The organism is Psychrobacillus sp. FSL H8-0487 (assembly GCF_038008385.1).
GTDB classification, from domain to species: Bacteria; Bacillota; Bacilli; order Bacillales_A; family Planococcaceae; genus Psychrobacillus; species Psychrobacillus psychrotolerans.
This window is the reverse complement of sequence record NZ_JBBOZA010000001.1, coordinates 2,379,721-2,396,644: the sequence shown is the minus strand read 5'-3', so window position 1 is coordinate 2,396,644 and position 16,924 is coordinate 2,379,721. Positions and strand designations below refer to the sequence as shown.

Sequence of the window (16,924 nt, the reverse complement as noted above, 5' to 3'; positions counted from 1 at the left end):
AAACGTGTTTTACGTAACCAATCGGGCAATAAATATGGGTTATATCCTTTTCTCATTGTAATTCTCCTTTCACCATACTAGACTTGACGGCATATAATAATATCCTTTACAATGGAACAAATGAATAGAGATGCAATGAATGGGAAGAGTAGAATGATTTGGTTCTCAAAAGAAAGGAAACAATTTGCTGAAATGTTTCTGTTAACCGCCATTTGAAGGTAGCCCACGAGCAGTATTTGTGAACGTAAGTAGCAAATGCCGGTTTGAAGCCGTTATCGAATTGAGAGCGTGATGCGTTTTTTAGCATTCGCGAATAAAGGTGGTACCGCGAACAAACTCCTTCGTCCTTTAATGACGATAGGAGTTTTTTTATATTCTTTTTTAGGAGGAACTGACAATGACAAACGAAACAACGATGTCCACAAAGTATGATCCGCAGTCGATTGAAAAAGGACGGTATGAATGGTGGTTAGAAGGAAAATACTTCGAAGCTCATCCAGAAAGCGATAAAGAACCTTATACTATCGTAATTCCACCACCGAATGTTACCGGTAAACTACATTTAGGTCACGCATGGGATACTACATTACAAGATATTATTGTTCGTATGAAACGTATGCAAGGATATGATGCTTTATGGCTTCCGGGTATGGACCATGCAGGTATCGCAACACAAGCGAAAGTAGAAGAAAAACTGCGTGCTGATAATATTACAAGATATGATTTAGGCCGCGAAAAGTTTGTCGAAGAAACATGGAAGTGGAAAGAAGAATACGCTGGCCATATCCGTGCACAATGGTCGAAACTTGGACTTGGTTTAGATTATTCTCGTGAGCGCTTTACTTTAGACGAAGGATTATCAAATGCAGTGAAAGAAGTATTCGTAAAGTTGTATAACAAAGGCTTAATCTACCGCGGCGAATACATTATCAACTGGGATCCAGCAACTAAAACGGCACTTTCCGATATTGAAGTAATCCACAAAGATGTACAGGGTGCATTCTATCATATGCATTACCCACTTGCAGATGGTACTGGATCAATCGATGTTGCTACTACTAGACCAGAAACAATGCTTGGGGATACCGCAGTAGCAGTACATCCAGAAGATGATCGTTATAAGCATTTAATCGGAAAAACAGTAAAACTTCCGATTATTGGTCGCGAAATACCGATTGTTGGAGATGATTACGTTGATATGGAGTTTGGAAGTGGCGCAGTGAAAATTACACCTGCACATGATCCAAATGACTTTGAAATCGGTAACCGTCACAACTTACAGCGTATTTTAGTAATGAATGAAGACGGTACGATGAATGGGAATGCAGCTACTTATAATGGAATGGACCGTTTTGAATGTCGTAAACAAATCGTTAAAGATTTACAAGATGCAGGAGTTCTATTCAAAATTGAAGAACATGCGCATTCAGTAGGACATTCTGAACGAAGTGGAGCAGTAGTTGAACCATATCTATCTACTCAATGGTTTGTTAAAATGCAACCACTTGCGAAAGAAGCTATAAAACTTCAAGAAGCAGAAGGAAAAGTGAATTTTGTACCAGATCGTTTTGAAAAAACGTATTTGCGTTGGATGGAAAATATTCATGACTGGTGTATATCACGTCAATTATGGTGGGGACATCGTATTCCAGCTTGGTATCATAAAGAAACTGGAGAAATTTATGTTGGGAACGAAGCACCAGCTGATCCAGAAAACTGGAATCAGGATAACGATGTCTTAGATACTTGGTTCTCCTCGGCATTATGGCCGTTTTCTACATTAGGTTGGCCAGATGCAGAAAACGAAGAGTTCAAAAAGTATTATCCTACAAATGCGCTCGTAACTGGTTATGACATTATATTCTTCTGGGTTTCTCGTATGATTTTCCAAGGGATAGAATTTACTGGTACTCGTCCTTTTGATGATGTTCTAATACACGGTCTGGTACGTGCGGAAGACGGTCGTAAGATGTCTAAATCGCTAGGAAATGGTATTGATCCAATGGATATTATTGATCAATACGGAGCAGATTCGCTACGTTACTTCCTAAGTACTGGATCATCACCTGGGCAAGATTTACGTTTCTCAACAGAAAAAGTAGAAGCAGTTTGGAACTTTGCCAACAAAATTTGGAATGCATCTCGTTTTGCATTAATGAATATGGATGGCTTGAAATTTGAAGAGATAAATTTAGATGGTAAAAAATCGGTTGCGGATGCATGGATTCTTACACGTTTAAATGAAACGATTGAGCAAGTAACAAGACTTTCAGATCGTTATGAATTTGGTGAAGTTGGTCGTGCGCTTTATAACTTCATCTGGGATGATTTCTGTGACTGGTATATTGAAATGGCAAAACTTCCACTTAACGGGGAAGATGAAGAAGCGAAAAAAATGACACGGTCCGTACTAGCTTATGTTTTAGACAATACTATGCGTCTATTACATCCATTTATGCCATTCATTACAGAAGAAATTTGGCAAAACCTTCCGCATGAAGGCGAGTCGATTACAGTTGCTGCTTGGCCGACTGTAAACGAAGCACTTTCAAACAAAGAAGAAGCGGACAATATGAAGTTACTTTCTGAAATTATCCGCTCGGTTCGTAATATTCGTTCAGAAGTACAAACGCCAATGAGCAAAAAAGTTCCTTTATATGTTTCCGCGAAGGATGCAAATACATTAGCCGTATTAGAAGCAAATGCTAAGTATTTGGAGCGTTTCTGTAATCCAGAACCGCTTGTAATAGGATTAGAATTAGAAGCACCTAGTCAATCGATGTCTGCTGTAGTTACCGGAGCTGTTTTATATCTTCCGCTACAAGGGTTAATCGATATTGATGCCGAGAAAGCTCGTTTAACAAAAGAGCTAGAAAAATGGGCTAAAGAAGTGAAGTTAGTTCAAGGGAAACTATCTAATGAACGCTTTGTTTCCAAAGCACCAGAGGCAGTAGTTGCAGAAGAACGTGCAAAAGAAGCTGACTATCTAGAGAAGCACGCATCTGTATTGAAGCGTATGGAAGAATTAAATAATCTATAAAAATTTGAGCGTGCACCCAATGATTTGGGTGCACGCTTTTTTGCGGAGAAGAGTTCTCCAGATTCCAGGGATTTTTCGTGACATTCGGGTGATTCTCGGGAATATTCTAATGATTTTTCATCATATTCAGGTGATTCTCCGCTACTTTCTGGTGTTTCCATTCAAACGCCAAAAAAGAGAGAGGACGATTAAATCTCGTCTCTCTCTTTTTTTGTGAGTTTCTTATGAATGTATTCCATTATAGGCTCTGCAATATCTTCTTTAGTTGTTTCGTAATAGGATCTTGCACCAACGGGATCTTCGATTTCATTGAAAAGCCAGGTTTCATCCGGCAATAGAAGAAAATCAATACCAATATAATCACTATTAAGCGCTTTAGCTATTTTCTCTACTTCTGCACGTTGTTGTGAGTCTAGCATGTATTTTTCAACTGTACCACCTAGTGTGAAATTAGATTTAAAACTATCTGTTGATCCAATTCTTTTTACAGCACCCACTACTTCTTCACCAATCATAAACACACGTACATCAGTAGAATTTGTTTCAATATACTGCTGGACGATAATTGTGTTTTCGGAAAACGTATTTAGGAAGGAAGTGGCTTCTTTTTGGGTTTTAACTAATTCCACTTGCTTCCCGCCGTGCCCGTCGATTGTTTTTAGTATAATTGGGTATTCGTTTATCTCAGTATCATTTACTATTTTTTTAGTTGGAACAGTTGCAATACCAAGAAGCTGTACAAACTGTATTGCTTTTAATTTGTCATTGGCAATAACATTTACCTCTGCCCGATTGAACATTGGTATATTGCGTTGTTCTAATTGTTTTGCAAGTTGCGGGTTTCTGGAACGAAAGAATATAAAGTCTGCTTCTGGGATGGGACTTTGATCATCTACTACTGTTAACGTTAACGAATATTGACTCGAAGCATTTATTAATCGATCAATGAAGCTTCGGTTACGTTCTATTTCGGCTTTTTCGTAAATGAGCAATCCATTCATACAACAGCAGCTCCTATTTTAGATTGAATATATTCGATCATAGCATCCCCAACATTTATACCAGTCACATTAAAGATGTTACGAATATGTGCAACGCCATTTACTTCACAAACGAGTGGTTCTTCATTATCCCCAAATAACAAATCTACACCTGCGAACTCTGCACCTAAAGCTTCAGCAGCTTGGATTGCTACTTCCATTTGTCGGGACGTAAGAATAATAGGGGAGGCGGAGCCGCCGTTTGTTATATTGGCACGGAAATCTGTTTGAGATTCGCGAAACATACAGGCAACGACTTGGCCGCCTACTACATTTACACGGATGTCTCTACCTCTACTATTTGCGATAAATTGTTGAAAGACGTATTCGATTCCTGCAAGTTCTTCTATTTTCGCAAAGAATTGTTCTCTATTTTCTATTAAATACACCTTCATACCAAATGATCCATGTGCTTCTTTAATAATCATAGGTAATGGAATTACTTGCAATACTTGTTCGAAGTAACCTGATTCTTGTATAGAAAATCCTAGATATACTTTAGGTGCTACGATGGTAACTGGCATTGGCACTCCGGCATTTGCCAACATCATGTATTGCCTTGCTTTATTATCACAAATTTCAATAACATTTGGATCATTAAATACTGGAATACCCTCATTTTTTAAATACTGGGCAAGCAAAATATCTTTGTCTAAAAACACGACAAAATCTGGTTTAGCATGTAACCTTTGCTGGACATTCATCAGCACTTCATAATTTTTCACTAAAATGGCATGAATATCATGTCTATCCGCCGCTTCCTTTAACAGAAGAGCTTGATCGATAAATTTATCATGTGTAAGACTACCGTTGTATACGATCCAACATGTTTGCATAATGAATGACCTCCACTAGTACGTGTTATAATGTGTTCACAAGAAGTTTAGCACGAAATTTAATCAGACGGAATAGGGTGAACTACGTGGAAATAAAAAATTTTAATAAATATAAAATAAAATGGCATATAGAGAGTGAAACAATTATTAAACCAGGACTTGAGATGATTCAGTCAGCACTGCAGAAACTGGGCAATCCCCAGGATAAGCATAAAGTTATTCATGTAGCTGGGACAAATGGAAAAGGCTCTACGATCGCTTTCTTGACAGCTTTAGCAAGTGAACATGGCTTGAGTTATGGATCCTTTACAAGCCCAAGTATAATCGATGTACATGATCAAATTCAGATAAACAGTATACCTGTTACAGAAAAACAAATGGATAACGCTTTTGCCCTTATGCAAAAAAGAGGGATAAGTGGTATGTTAACGGATTTTGAATTACTAACAGTGGCAGCCTTTTTAATTTTTGAGACGGTGGAATTAGATGTTTTATTCATTGAAGCAGGCATGGGAGGACGTCTCGATAGTACGAACGTCATGAAAAATTCAGTAGCTGTTATACCTAGCATTTCCATTGACCATACAAATTTCTTGGGAGATACAATTGAAAAAATTAGTTGGCATAAAGCAGGGATATTAAAGGCCAATAGCCAATTAATAATAGGGTCCTTATTAGAACCAGCGAAAAAAATCATGTACAAAGAAGCAGAAGAGAAAAATGCGACTGTAATAGAGTACGACAAAGATTTTCGAGTAGTGAAAGAACGGTATACATATAAAGAATATTCATTTGCAAATTTAAATCCCCAAATGATAGGGGAGCACCAACAATCAAATATGGCATTGGCTATAACATCATTGCTTATAAGTGGTTTTGATTTAGTAGAATCACAAGTCCAATTAGCTGTGAAAAATGCAAGATTGGCAGGCAGAATGGAGAAAGTTAGAGATAATCTTTATATGGATGGGGCTCATAATAGGGCAAGTGTGGATGCTCTAGTAGAAACGTTAAAAGAGAGATTTCCAGATAAGCAAATCCATTTTATCGTAGGTATATTGAAAGATAAGGAATATAGTGTTATGTTAAGGAAGTTAGAGGAAATTGGTAGTTCTTTTGAATTCGTTAACTTCCAACATGAGAGAGCTTTAGATGCAATCGTTTTATATAAATTATGTAATAATAGTTCTAAAGTATTAAAAAAAGATACGAACGAAGTGGACTTTAACGAGAATTCTGAAGATTCTATTACAATTGTCACTGGTTCTTTTTATTTCATCGCTGAGTTAAAAGAAAAAACAGGAATTTAGTAATTGAAACATTCAGAGTAATTAGTGATATAATAATTTAAGTATAATGAGAACTTAGTAGTGGTTATTTAGTAGGAAAGGAGATTAATAGTCAGATGAATTTTTCGAAAAAAGCACAAAGAATTATGTTTGCTTTGTGGCTATTATTTGTTCCAGCTGGAACTCTCTTAGTGTATTTATATTCCCCCACTAAGCCTGGTGATTGGGAAGGTTACGGGGCTTTTTTACTGTTAGCGTTATTGTCGAGTATTTTTCCGTTTTTCATAGCAGGAACTACATTTATTTTAGTAATTTGGGTTCAAATAGCCATCTTTTTAAAATATGGGATTTTAGCAGAGCTAATTTCTATGCAGATATGTATGATTCCGTTAGTTTATCATTTGAAGATTTCAAGAGATACCTTATTTAAGTATTTTTTTAATTCGTTTATGTTCTTTTCTCTTTCTATTTTAAGTGGTTCTTTAGTTATTTATTTAGGCTATGAAACTGGTAGTATTATGTTAAAAGATGTAATTGTATATGGATCTATTTTTGCTATCTCTTATTTAATTATTAATCATCTTTTCCTCTTTATGAGAGAATATTTATGTGATATGAATCCTGTATTTTTCTCGAAGGATTTATACTGGGAATTTGCATGTCTGTTTATAACATTACCTTTTGGTTTAGGTTTATATCTGTTTGAAAACACAACAGGCACAACTGCCTTGTGGTTATTAGGATTACCTTTGTTATCGATTACATTGTTGATAAGGATGTATAGTGATTCCGAAAAAGTAAATGCCGATTTAAATGAGGCAAGTGAGTTTGGCCATCAACTTGCGGATCGCATGACGACGAATGAAATTTTAGATATGTTCTTGAAAAGATTATCTAATATGTTCCCTTTAAACGCTGGATATATTGTAGATAATATAGAAGATAACTTTTTTATACTACGAGCTAGAGAAGATGGACAAAACAAAGAATTGGAATATGGGCATGAAGATATAAAATATAGCTTAGCTGGTAAAGTATATGAAAAGGGTGAACCAATTCTTTATAACAAACAGACTGAGTGGAATCATATGCGACCTCCTTTTTTAGCTGATGATATGGAGAGCGTAATGTGTGTACCTATCTACAGAAATCAGAAAATTGAGGGAGTTCTAATATTAGCTGCTAGGGACAAGTTTGCATTTGAGCCATATCAACTTAAAATTATTCACCTGCTGTGCTCATATTTTGCCGTTTCCTTAGAGAAAGCCAGATATGTAAGAGAAGCAGTTGAAAAAAGTGAAATCTGTGAATTAACGAAGATTTATAATTATAGATACTTAGATAAACAACTAAAATCGGATATATCGAAGTTAAATAGTGGAGCATATAGGACCGTGTCGTTAATCATGATGGATATTGATAAGTTTAAAGGTGTTAATGATACATATGGTCATCATAGCGGAAATATTATCCTACAGGAATTTGCAAATATTATTAAACAGGAAATAGGTTCAAACGGAACGGTAGGAAGGTATGGTGGAGAAGAATTCGTCATTCTCTTACCAAATTATTCGAAATTACAGGCGATGAATGTTGCCGAGCAACTACGTCGGAAAATCGAACAAACGCCATTTATCGTACCACTCGATTTAGGTGAAATAACAAGAGATGAAATAATATTCATTACTGCAAGTATTGGAGTCTCTACAGCACCAGAAGACAGCGACGAAGGAATGTCTCTACTTCGTAATGCTGATAGGGCATTGTATATTGGAGCGAAACAGGCTGGTAGGAATCGGGTTGCGGAGTATGTGAAATAAACAAAAATTCCAGTACAGAAATGAAAAAGGTGAATTGTTATCGATAGATAACAACTCACCTTTTTAGATTGTCCAAAGCGGTGATATAGTGTTTGTCAAGAGTCAAACCTAATAATTTTTACTTTTAACCACAGGGTCAGATAAAATTTGTACTTTTTCTTCAACACTTCTGTTTAATTGTTCATATGCTTCTGTAATGCCTGGATCATATATAATCTGAAGTCTGGAAGCCTTGGATGAAGCATATGGATCTGGAATGATATCATGTAAATATTTGAATATGAGCCCTCTATATTCGGGAGAAGGGTTACCCCTAAGGGCTGTTAAGATTGTTCTTTTAGCAGAGATCCCACCGATAATCTTAATATTTGATCCCACTCCATACATGACTAGATCTTGTTTAGTAAAAAAGAAGCCTTGAATTGTACTTGATTCAGGTGCAAACTCAGAAATATTAGAAATGTCTATATTTCCATTGGAAAATATTATTAGTTTTCCATTAGTTTTAGTGCCATTAATTTTTTTTCCAGAAATAGTTGATAATTTTATATCTACTTCTCCACTTACATATATGATCGTATTTTCTGTAATTAGGTTTATATCATTTATTGTTAAATTACCTTGAATATAAAAATTACCTTTTAATTCTTTTGTTTGTCGAGAGCAGATCGAACAACTACTGATATTAACATTTCCTTCTATAAAAACACTATCAAATTTTGAAGCATCAAATACATTATCTTTTTCAATATCATTTAAAGAAGATATTTTTCTATATTTAGAACTTCCTTTAGTTGATTTGGTTTTTATTTCAGTGATTTTATTTAGAATATCTATATTATCATCTAGTTTTTTTCCTTCTACAATAGAAGGTTTATTAGTGTGAAATAATAAATTATAAGGTTCTTTATTCTCTACCTTATTAAGTGTCTTTGAAAATTGTGTGAAATACTTATTTGTTGTAGAGGAATCTGAAAATTTATTATTAATGCTTTTGTAATAATCGTTACCGCCTCCACAATCAGTTTTATAAATACAATTATTAGTTTGATAAATATTTTTGTCATTTCTAATATAAAGTTTAGATGGGCCTATCTGGTTAGGTAGTGATATAAAGTTAGAATAAGTACTATTTACCCACTTAGGACTTGTGTCATCTGACCATTTTGCTTTTTGTGTAATAATTACATTTCCGTCCACCTTTAAATCACCAGTAATATCTACACCACCATGGAGATAAAGATTTCCGTCATTGTTTGTCGAAACTGCAAACTTTAATTGTTCGGGTACGGCATCTGCGCCTAATTCAACTTGAGAACGCACCACTTTTGATATATTTTTATTCCCTGAAAACCCAGTACTTTGTATAGTTACTATCTTTTTTAAAGGATTGTTTCCATCTAAATTTAAGTTGGGATCATCCTCGATGCATACCTCAACGTGACCTAATCCTGTATTAGAATTGATTTTTAATTTAGATTTATTGTTAACGCAATAATAAGATTCAATCGTACTTATTAAATCTCTTTTAAAATCGGATTGAGGAATTCCACTAGGTTCAGATTTTATTATAGTGTCTAATTTTTTTTGAATATCAGCGATTATATAATCTATACCTTTGTCAGCTTGATCGATAGCTCTGGTATTGTCTTGGCGAATTTCATTTTTAGAGATACCTGATGTAGTTAAAGTTATTAGACTTAGTGCAAGCGCTGAAAATAAAATAATTAGAGATAGAGAGAGTAGTAAAGAATATCCTTGTGAGTTTTTTAAACTATTCATATTATCCTCCTGACTCATTTCGAATAGAATCTTGTATTGGATAAACGCTATTCTGGAATTCAGTTGATTTATTTTTCATCACCAATTTCAGAATAATTAAGTATCCACCATCACTTTGGAGTTCAATTTTTGAAGAAGAATCAATTAATATTTTTTCGTTGCTAATGGGAAATATTTGATTTTTTAAAACGAGTTCTACATTATTTGTATTCACATTTTTTATAAAACCAGTTTTTTTAGTCTGGGTATCATGAGTCTTAACCTCAATATAACTATCTGATGAATTTACAGTTGGATTTACCATTCCTACAACATTGGAAGTTTTAGTTGTGTAGATCTCCTGAATTAATTGGATCATTAAATAATCTGCTTCATCTCTTATAAAAGTATCTCGTGAGATTTTCTTATAATTATCTAGTCCATTTGCCAATATATTTATTGCTAGTAAGGAGATAAATACAGTAATTACAAAAGCAGCCAAGATTTCTATCAATGTTAATCCTTTTTGGTTAGTAAGATAATTCTTTAGATTTTTCATAAAGAAACGTATCCTTCAACTGAACTTTTTGTTTTACCATTTTGAGAAGTTACAGTGACGACTAAATTATAAAGTTTAAGATTTTGATCATTTGAGTTAGGGTAGATTTTAACATTGACATCATAATATTTATTATTTAGGGAAATGGAAATCAATGAAACCCCCCTTTCCGCTGACATTCCTGTAATACCGATTGACTTGAGCTCTGAAGAATCAATTTGTAATCTCTCCAATTGGGCATCTGCTAAGTTAATTGTGACTAATTTTTCTGTATTAGTATCTGCTACTTTACTTGTTTGGATAAAGATTTGAAAAAAACTAAGTAAGATAATGGAAATTAGAGTTAAAGATGCTACTACTTCGACTAGGGTAAAAGCTTTTTCATTTTGACATTTTTTCATTAGTTTCATCCCTCCCAAATGGTAGAAATAATATAGTGGTGTTCTTTTAATAATGTGTGTCAACAAAATATTACATAAACTCGTATCTATTTCTAAAATTTTGCAATATATACTTGTATTTGGTAGCTTAATAATATATAAATAAGTATAAAGAATCAATATATATTACATTAATATAATCTTATTTTAATTTTATTATATCAAAAGTATGTAAGATTAATATTGATTAGGGTAATAATGCCTATATGTAGGACGAAAATGAACTCAATATAGAGAAAAGGGGTATTAAATAGTGAAAATCGTTTGGAAAACAGTTGTTTTGGTTATTTTAACATCATTTCTATTTTATCTGTGGACTAGTAATTTCACCCCTTTGCAACAACAAGTAAGTGCAGAAAGTGAAGATTCTGGTTCTAGTATAGGAGGTCAACAAGTCGAATCTCTTAATAGAGAAGAAATTATTTCTCTATTAAATTCAAAAGTATTGGAATGGAAGCAAAATCCTATTCTATTAACAGGGAATAATACAGAAATTACATTAGATCCAGAAGGCTTCACTTTCGATGTAGAGTCTACAGTTGACCACTTCGAAGATCAAGTTGGTACAGCCTGGTACGCTTTTTGGGAGTCTGAACCTACCGTTCATCTTCCATTGAAAGTTTTAATAAGCTCGCAATTAGTTGCTTCAATTGAAGCAAATGGACATTTGGACACGGAAGCTACGCTTGAAGTTATTAAGAATCAAGTAGAAAAATTATCTTCTGAACCAATAGAGACAGTTGCATTGGATATGTCTTTATTTCAAACGGACCGAATTGCTTTTGATATAGAAAAAATTACGGTTAATACAAATAGTTTAAATGACATTATTTCCGCATTGAATGAACAGGTAATTGGTAGTGGCGAAATGTTTTCTTTATATGAACATCTAGAAGCTATAAATCTAGGGTCATCGGATGAAACGATAAATTTTGTAGCTTCTGTAATGTATAGCGCTGTACTACAGACTAATTTCGACATAGTAGAACGCCATTCACAAGGAAGAATACCAAATTATTTAGAACCAGGTATCGAAGCTGAAATCAGCAAAACGAAAGACTTGAAATTTATAAATACAAACAATGCCCCTGCAAGTATAAAAATTGGTCTAAAAGGTTCTGAGCTTTTAGTAGAAATCTACTCAATTCCAATGGAGACAGTCGCTAAATATCAGGTGAGTGAAAAACAAATTACACCGAGAACTATTTATAGGTATTCTTCGGAACTAAAACAAAATGAAGAAGAGCTAATTCAAAAAGGAAAGCCTGGTTTGAGAGTTTCAGTTTATCGGATTATCTCGGATAAAGCAGGTCCATACGAAAAAGAAGATTTAGTCAGTCAAGATTATTATCCGCCAGTAAACAGAATTGTCCTTAAATCATCTGTAGTATCTGAGACTTCATCTACGCAAGATCCTGATCTTGGAGTTGACATGGATGGCGATGGGTTGAATGATATAACTGATGCACCTTCAAATTCGACTAATACCACTCCTGCTGCGGATAGTGAAAAGGATCAATCAAATTCTATATCACCAACAAGCGAAGAGGATTCCGTTGGATTGCCAGAAGGCAGCTATTATGACAAAGCTGGTAACATCATAGACGGATCAAAATAAGATTTTACTGGGGTGTGATTAGGGATGAAGAGTAACACGCGTAAACGTCTAGGGGATTTATTAGTAGAATCATATGTAATTACAAATGAGCAACTAGACTATGCTTTGACAAATAAAAGTCGAGACGAAAAGCTAGGGGATTTTCTCATTAGAGAAAACTTGCTTACAGAGCAACAGTTAATAGAAGTACTTGAGTTTCAGTTAGGAATTCCTCATGTTAGTTTAAATCAATTTTCGATTGATCCTGAACTGATTCAGTTAGTACCAAAAGAGTTAGTCAAGCGAACAAATATTATGCCTATCCGTAAAGATAAAAATAAGTTGTTAATCGCTATGGCTGATCCAATGGACTATTTTGCTATTGAAGAAGTTCGAATGGCGACCGGCTGTCAAATTGAAACGAGTATCGCTGCTAAAGATGATGTATTCCGTACTATAACAAAGTATTATGACTTACAAGAATCAATGGATCAGGCTTTACTAGATATGACACCAACTGAGCTTGAAAATGATACGCAAATAACAGATGAGGATTCACCAATCGTCCGTTTAGTGAATCAAATAATTGCTAATGGTGTTGCACAGAGAGCAAGCGATGTTCACTTTGATCCACAGGAAACTGAACTAAGAGTACGATACAGGGTTGATGGTGTATTAAAGTTGGAAAGAGCACTTCCAAAGCATATGCAAAATGTTATATTAGCTCGTATTAAAATTATGGGTAATTTAAATATTACGGAAAATAGGTTACCTCAAGATGGTCGTATTAAGGTCTCAGTAAATATGAATCCAGTAGATATACGAGTTTCTACTTTACCTACGATATACGGAGAAAAGGTAGTAATGCGTATTTTAGATATTAGTGGTGCTATGAATAACATAGAAAAGCTAGGTTTTAATAAGAAAAACTATGAAATTTTTAACAAAATGATTGAAAAACCTAATGGTATTGTACTAATAACAGGTCCAACAGGATCAGGTAAATCTTCTACTTTATATGCTGCACTTAATCAGCTTAACGGGGAAGATGTTAACATTATTACTGTTGAGGATCCAGTTGAATACCAGTTGCATGGTATAAATCAAATTCAGGTTCGAGAAGAAGTTGGATTAACCTTTTCTGCAGGTTTAAGATCCATTTTGCGCCAAGATCCCGATATCGTAATGGTCGGAGAAATTCGTGACTTAGACACTGCGCAGATTGCGGTACGTGCTTCGTTAACAGGTCATCTTGTTTTAAGTACGCTTCATACAAATAGCGCTGTAGAGTCGGTTTCTCGTATGAAGGACATGGGTATAGAACCCTTTCTACTTTCCTCCTCTCTAGTTGGTGTTGTGGCGCAACGTCTAGTTCGAAAGGTTTGTCGTGATTGTAAAGAAGTACATATACCAAATGATCGTGAAAAAGTAATTTTTACAGAACATGGAATGGAAATTAAAGAAGTAGTTAGAGGCAGAGGATGCCCATCATGTAATAACACAGGTTATCGTGGGCGAATAGCTATACATGAAATTCTAGCAGTGGATGAATTTGTTAAAAATGTTATTTTGACAGGCAAGAGCACGTTGGTCCTGCGAGATTATATGAAAGAAACCGGGTATTTTAGTTTACTAGAAGATGGACTATTAAAAGTACAAGAAGGATTAACTACTACAGAAGAAGTTCTGCGTGTTGCAACAACGGATTAAGGGGTGATGAGATGAAGATTTCCATTATTGACTTATTAGAAAAGTCGTTTCAGGACAGAGCCTCTGATCTTCATATTTCTGTTGGGATACCTCCTGTATTTAGAATACATGGAGCGCTTCAATTTTTTGGAGATTCAAATCTGGAAGAATCAGATACAAAAGATATGCTATTTGAAATAATTCCTGATGCTCAACAACAGGTGTTTGAAGAAAAAGGAGAGATTGATTTTAGCTACGAACTAATGGGCCGTTGTCGATACCGTATTAATGCTTATCATCAACAAGGACATGTGTCGATTGCAGCCCGTATGATTGATGCGCAAATACCAGCGATTGAATCACTAGGTATGCCAAATGTACTTTATACACTAGCGGACAAGCCGCAAGGGCTAATTTTAGTTACCGGTCCCACTGGTTCGGGGAAATCTACTACACTAGCATCAATGATTGACTATATTAACTCGACAAAATCCAAGCATATTATTACACTTGAGGATCCAATTGAGTATGTGCATCATCATAAGAAATCTATCATTAACCAACGTGAAGTAGGAGAAGATACGCAAAGCTTTGCGAATGGCTTAAGAGCTGCACTCCGTCAGGATCCAGATGTTATTTTAGTTGGAGAAATGCGTGATTTAGAAACCATTTCTACCGCTATAACTGCAGCAGAAACAGGTCATTTAGTAATGGCTACACTGCATACAAGTAGTGCACCTACTACTATTGATCGTATAATTGACGTCTTTCCTCCGCATCAGCAAGGTCAAGTTCGGATTCAGCTTGCGAATGTTCTGCAGGGGATTGTTTCCCAAAGATTGTTTGTCCGGAAAGACTCAAAGGGACGTATTGCGGCCACGGAGGTTTTAATGCAAACGCCATCAGTTGCAAACTTAATACGCAATGAAAAAGTACATCAAATTCAAAACGTTATGCAAACAAGTCGAGCACTAGGGATGCATACATTCGAGTCTTCCATTACGCAATTAGTTACAACAGGGAAAATATCAATTGAATCTGCTAAACCCTATTTGAATGTAGGTGAGTATTAATGGTTGTATTTAAATACAACGGTAGAACTTCCCAGGGAAGCTTGAAAAAAGGCACCATTGATGCGTTAAACAAACAAGCGGCTATTACGAAGCTTCGTTCGCAAGGGATAAACCCAAGGGAATTAGAGGAATCTAATAGTATACTTCATAAAGAAATTTCTATAGGTGCAAAGGTGAAAAATGAAGACTTTGTAATTTATAGCAGACAATTTGCAACATTAATAAGAGCAGGAGTTTCTATTTTAGAATCCACTAGAATATTAGCGGAACAAACAACTAGTAAACTACTGAAAAAAGCATTGCTTTCGGTGGAAGAGGATGTGCGCTCGGGGTTATCTTTTTCAGATGCTACGGAACGATACCCAAAAGTGTTCCCGCAGTTGTTTGTCAATATGATTCGAGCTGGTGAAGCGACAGGGAATTTAGATGAATCATTAGAGAGACTGGCATTTTCATATGAAAAGCAGTTTAACTTGAAAAAGAAAGTGCAATCTACAATGGCTTATCCTGTAATTTTACTTGTAATGACCGTATTTGTAGCAGGCTTTTTGATGCTAACTATTGTACCTCAGTTTGTTACGATGTTTGACGAAATGGGGGCAGAGCTTCCTACGATTACAAAAGTGGTTATGAGCTTTAGTGAATTACTACAGTCTTCTTGGTATATATTCATAATCCTTATATTGATTTTTGTTTTCATATTCAATTATTTCTATAAGAACAATAAAAAATTCAACTATTCTGTTAATGTTTTACTACTGAAAGTTCCTGTTTTTGGAAAAGTACTTCAGAAGTCAGCAATTGCTCAAATGACAAGAACTCTTTCTTCTTTATTTAGTAGTTCCGTTCCCATCTTACAAGCACTAAATATTGTAGAAAAGGTAGTAGGTAATCCAGTTATTGCAAAAGTAGTAAGAGAATCTCGGACCAGCTTAGAGCAAGGTAGTACATTAACAGCGCCACTTGAAAAAAGTTGGATTTTCCCACCTTTAGTAACACAAATGACGGCAATTGGTGAGTCAACTGGCTCACTCGATTATATGTTAGAAAAAATCGCAGTGTTTTACGAAGACGATGTTGACCGTACAGTTGATACGTTAAAATCACTTATAGAGCCTCTTATGATTGTAATTTTAGCAGCGGTAGTAGGAACGATAGTAATGGCTATTATGGTTCCGATGTTTAGCATGTATGATCAAATGTAATCTGTAATCAGTGTTTTATTAAAGGTGGTGGTGTGTAAGGTTGAGTAAATGAAAAAGTATACGAAATTATATATAAAATTTTAGGAGGAGAATAAAAATGAAAAAATTCATAAAAATACTAAAAAATCAAAAAGGTTTAACACTTATCGAACTTCTAGCGGTCATAGTTATTCTAGCTATTGTTGCTGCTATTGCTGTTCCATCGATTGGGAATATTATTAACAATTCAAAAGATAAAGCAATTTTGGCAGATGCATCAACAATTCTTTCTGCTGGAAAACTAGCCGTAACAGACGGTTCTTGTACAGAAAGTTCAACAACTAAAGGTGATTATATTTGTAATGTAGCTCAACTACAACCTTATATTGAAGGTATTACACTTGATTCAACGGTGGCTTCACCTGATAAAGTAGAAAAAAATAGTGGTATTTGGTCAGTTACTTATTCGAAATTAGCGGGTATAAAAAATACTACTAAATTTACAGTAGTTGCAACAGGTAATGTTGTTACTGGATATTTACCACCTGCAAAAGTAATTACCGAAAATGCGCTTAATAAGGCAATGAATCAATAAT

The 16,924-nt window shown here is 34.9% G+C and carries 13 protein-coding genes and 1 other annotated feature; of the genes, 8 read left to right on the top strand and 5 right to left on the bottom strand.

The window, feature by feature from the left end:
• Positions 1 to 126: 126 nt before the first annotated feature.
• Positions 127 to 352, top strand: a binding site (T-box leader).
• A gap of 45 nt (positions 353 to 397) precedes the next feature.
• A complete protein-coding gene (locus MHI47_RS12245) occupies positions 398 to 3,040 on the top strand; it encodes a valine--tRNA ligase (protein ID WP_093536989.1) in 2,643 nt (880 codons plus the stop codon).
• Positions 3,041 to 3,228: 188 nt separating this feature from the next.
• Here the strand turns inward: MHI47_RS12245 and MHI47_RS12240 are convergent, their stop codons facing one another.
• Both MHI47_RS12240 and MHI47_RS12235 read right to left on the bottom strand, forming a co-directional pair.
• On the bottom strand, positions 3,229 to 4,041 hold the full coding sequence (locus tag MHI47_RS12240) for an ATP-grasp domain-containing protein (RefSeq protein ID WP_340830982.1): 813 nt from the start codon (positions 4,039 to 4,041) through the stop codon (positions 3,229 to 3,231).
• The gene (locus MHI47_RS12235) at positions 4,038 to 4,916 is read right to left on the bottom strand and encodes an ATP-grasp domain-containing protein (protein WP_340830980.1); all 879 of its coding nucleotides are present in this window, start codon (positions 4,914 to 4,916) and stop codon (positions 4,038 to 4,040) included. The genes MHI47_RS12240 and MHI47_RS12235 overlap by 4 nt, the downstream gene beginning before the upstream one ends.
• Before the next feature lie 86 nt (positions 4,917 to 5,002).
• On the opposite strand from MHI47_RS12235, the gene MHI47_RS12230 reads away from it, so the two are divergent.
• Together MHI47_RS12230 and MHI47_RS12225 are read left to right on the top strand one after the other, a co-directional pair.
• Positions 5,003 to 6,226, top strand: a complete 1,224-nt coding sequence (locus MHI47_RS12230; protein WP_340830979.1) for a bifunctional folylpolyglutamate synthase/dihydrofolate synthase — start codon at positions 5,003 to 5,005, stop codon at positions 6,224 to 6,226.
• A gap of 95 nt (positions 6,227 to 6,321) precedes the next feature.
• The gene (locus MHI47_RS12225; RefSeq protein WP_340830978.1) at positions 6,322 to 8,025 is read left to right on the top strand and encodes a sensor domain-containing diguanylate cyclase; all 1,704 of its coding nucleotides are present in this window, start codon (positions 6,322 to 6,324) and stop codon (positions 8,023 to 8,025) included.
• A 108-nt stretch (positions 8,026 to 8,133) separates the two neighbouring features.
• Here MHI47_RS12225 and MHI47_RS12220 read toward each other — a convergent pair whose 3' ends face one another.
• Genes MHI47_RS12220 through MHI47_RS12210 form a run of 3 tightly spaced genes read right to left on the bottom strand, consistent with a single transcriptional unit; the run spans position 8,134 to position 10,746 of the window.
• Positions 8,134 to 9,807, bottom strand: a complete 1,674-nt coding sequence (locus MHI47_RS12220) for a hypothetical protein (RefSeq protein WP_340830977.1) — start codon at positions 9,805 to 9,807, stop codon at positions 8,134 to 8,136.
• Position 9,808: 1 nt separating this feature from the next.
• Positions 9,809 to 10,345, bottom strand: coding sequence for a PilW family protein (locus MHI47_RS12215; protein WP_340830975.1), 537 nt, complete (start codon positions 10,343 to 10,345; stop codon positions 9,809 to 9,811).
• Positions 10,342 to 10,746: a type IV pilus modification PilV family protein gene (locus MHI47_RS12210; RefSeq protein WP_340830974.1), complete on the bottom strand. Its 405-nt coding sequence runs from the start codon at positions 10,744 to 10,746 to the stop codon at positions 10,342 to 10,344. The genes MHI47_RS12215 and MHI47_RS12210 overlap by 4 nt, the downstream gene beginning before the upstream one ends.
• 292 nt (positions 10,747 to 11,038) lie before the next feature.
• On the opposite strand from MHI47_RS12210, the gene MHI47_RS12205 reads away from it, so the two are divergent.
• The 5 genes from MHI47_RS12205 (at position 11,039) to MHI47_RS12185 (ending at position 16,923) form a co-directional block, all read left to right on the top strand.
• On the top strand, positions 11,039 to 12,403 hold the full coding sequence (locus MHI47_RS12205; protein ID WP_340830973.1) for a VanW family protein: 1,365 nt from the start codon (positions 11,039 to 11,041) through the stop codon (positions 12,401 to 12,403).
• A 24-nt stretch (positions 12,404 to 12,427) separates the two neighbouring features.
• Positions 12,428 to 14,092 carry a GspE/PulE family protein gene (locus MHI47_RS12200; protein ID WP_340830972.1) on the top strand — a complete coding sequence of 555 codons (1,665 nt, stop codon included), beginning with the start codon at positions 12,428 to 12,430 and terminating at the stop codon, positions 14,090 to 14,092.
• An 11-nt stretch (positions 14,093 to 14,103) separates the two neighbouring features.
• Positions 14,104 to 15,144, top strand: a complete 1,041-nt coding sequence (locus tag MHI47_RS12195; RefSeq protein WP_340830971.1) for a type IV pilus twitching motility protein PilT — start codon at positions 14,104 to 14,106, stop codon at positions 15,142 to 15,144.
• Positions 15,144 to 16,349 carry a type II secretion system F family protein gene (locus MHI47_RS12190; RefSeq protein ID WP_340830970.1) on the top strand — a complete coding sequence of 402 codons (1,206 nt, stop codon included), beginning with the start codon at positions 15,144 to 15,146 and terminating at the stop codon, positions 16,347 to 16,349. Before MHI47_RS12195 ends, MHI47_RS12190 begins: the two co-directional genes overlap by 1 nt.
• A gap of 97 nt (positions 16,350 to 16,446) precedes the next feature.
• The gene (locus MHI47_RS12185; protein WP_340830969.1) at positions 16,447 to 16,923 is read left to right on the top strand and encodes a type II secretion system protein; all 477 of its coding nucleotides are present in this window, start codon (positions 16,447 to 16,449) and stop codon (positions 16,921 to 16,923) included.
• Position 16,924 lies beyond the last annotated feature (1 nt).

Excerpts from the sequence above, each read along its gene's own strand:
- MHI47_RS12235 (WP_340830980.1), bottom strand. The coding sequence starts at position 4,916 with ATGCAAACATGTTGGATCGTATACAACGGTAGTCTTACACATGATAAA.
- MHI47_RS12240 (WP_340830982.1), bottom strand. The coding sequence starts at position 4,041 with ATGAATGGATTGCTCATTTACGAAAAAGCCGAAATAGAACGTAACCGA.
- MHI47_RS12210 (WP_340830974.1), bottom strand. The coding sequence starts at position 10,746 with ATGAAAAAATGTCAAAATGAAAAAGCTTTTACCCTAGTCGAAGTAGTA.
- MHI47_RS12215 (WP_340830975.1), bottom strand. The coding sequence starts at position 10,345 with ATGAAAAATCTAAAGAATTATCTTACTAACCAAAAAGGATTAACATTG.
- MHI47_RS12225 (WP_340830978.1), top strand. The coding sequence starts at position 6,322 with ATGAATTTTTCGAAAAAAGCACAAAGAATTATGTTTGCTTTGTGGCTA.
- MHI47_RS12200 (WP_340830972.1), top strand. The coding sequence starts at position 12,428 with ATGAAGAGTAACACGCGTAAACGTCTAGGGGATTTATTAGTAGAATCA.
- MHI47_RS12245 (WP_093536989.1), top strand. The coding sequence starts at position 398 with ATGACAAACGAAACAACGATGTCCACAAAGTATGATCCGCAGTCGATT.
- MHI47_RS12185 (WP_340830969.1), top strand. The coding sequence starts at position 16,447 with ATGAAAAAATTCATAAAAATACTAAAAAATCAAAAAGGTTTAACACTT.
- MHI47_RS12190 (WP_340830970.1), top strand. The coding sequence starts at position 15,144 with ATGGTTGTATTTAAATACAACGGTAGAACTTCCCAGGGAAGCTTGAAA.
- MHI47_RS12220 (WP_340830977.1), bottom strand. The coding sequence starts at position 9,807 with ATGAATAGTTTAAAAAACTCACAAGGATATTCTTTACTACTCTCTCTA.
- MHI47_RS12195 (WP_340830971.1), top strand. The coding sequence starts at position 14,104 with ATGAAGATTTCCATTATTGACTTATTAGAAAAGTCGTTTCAGGACAGA.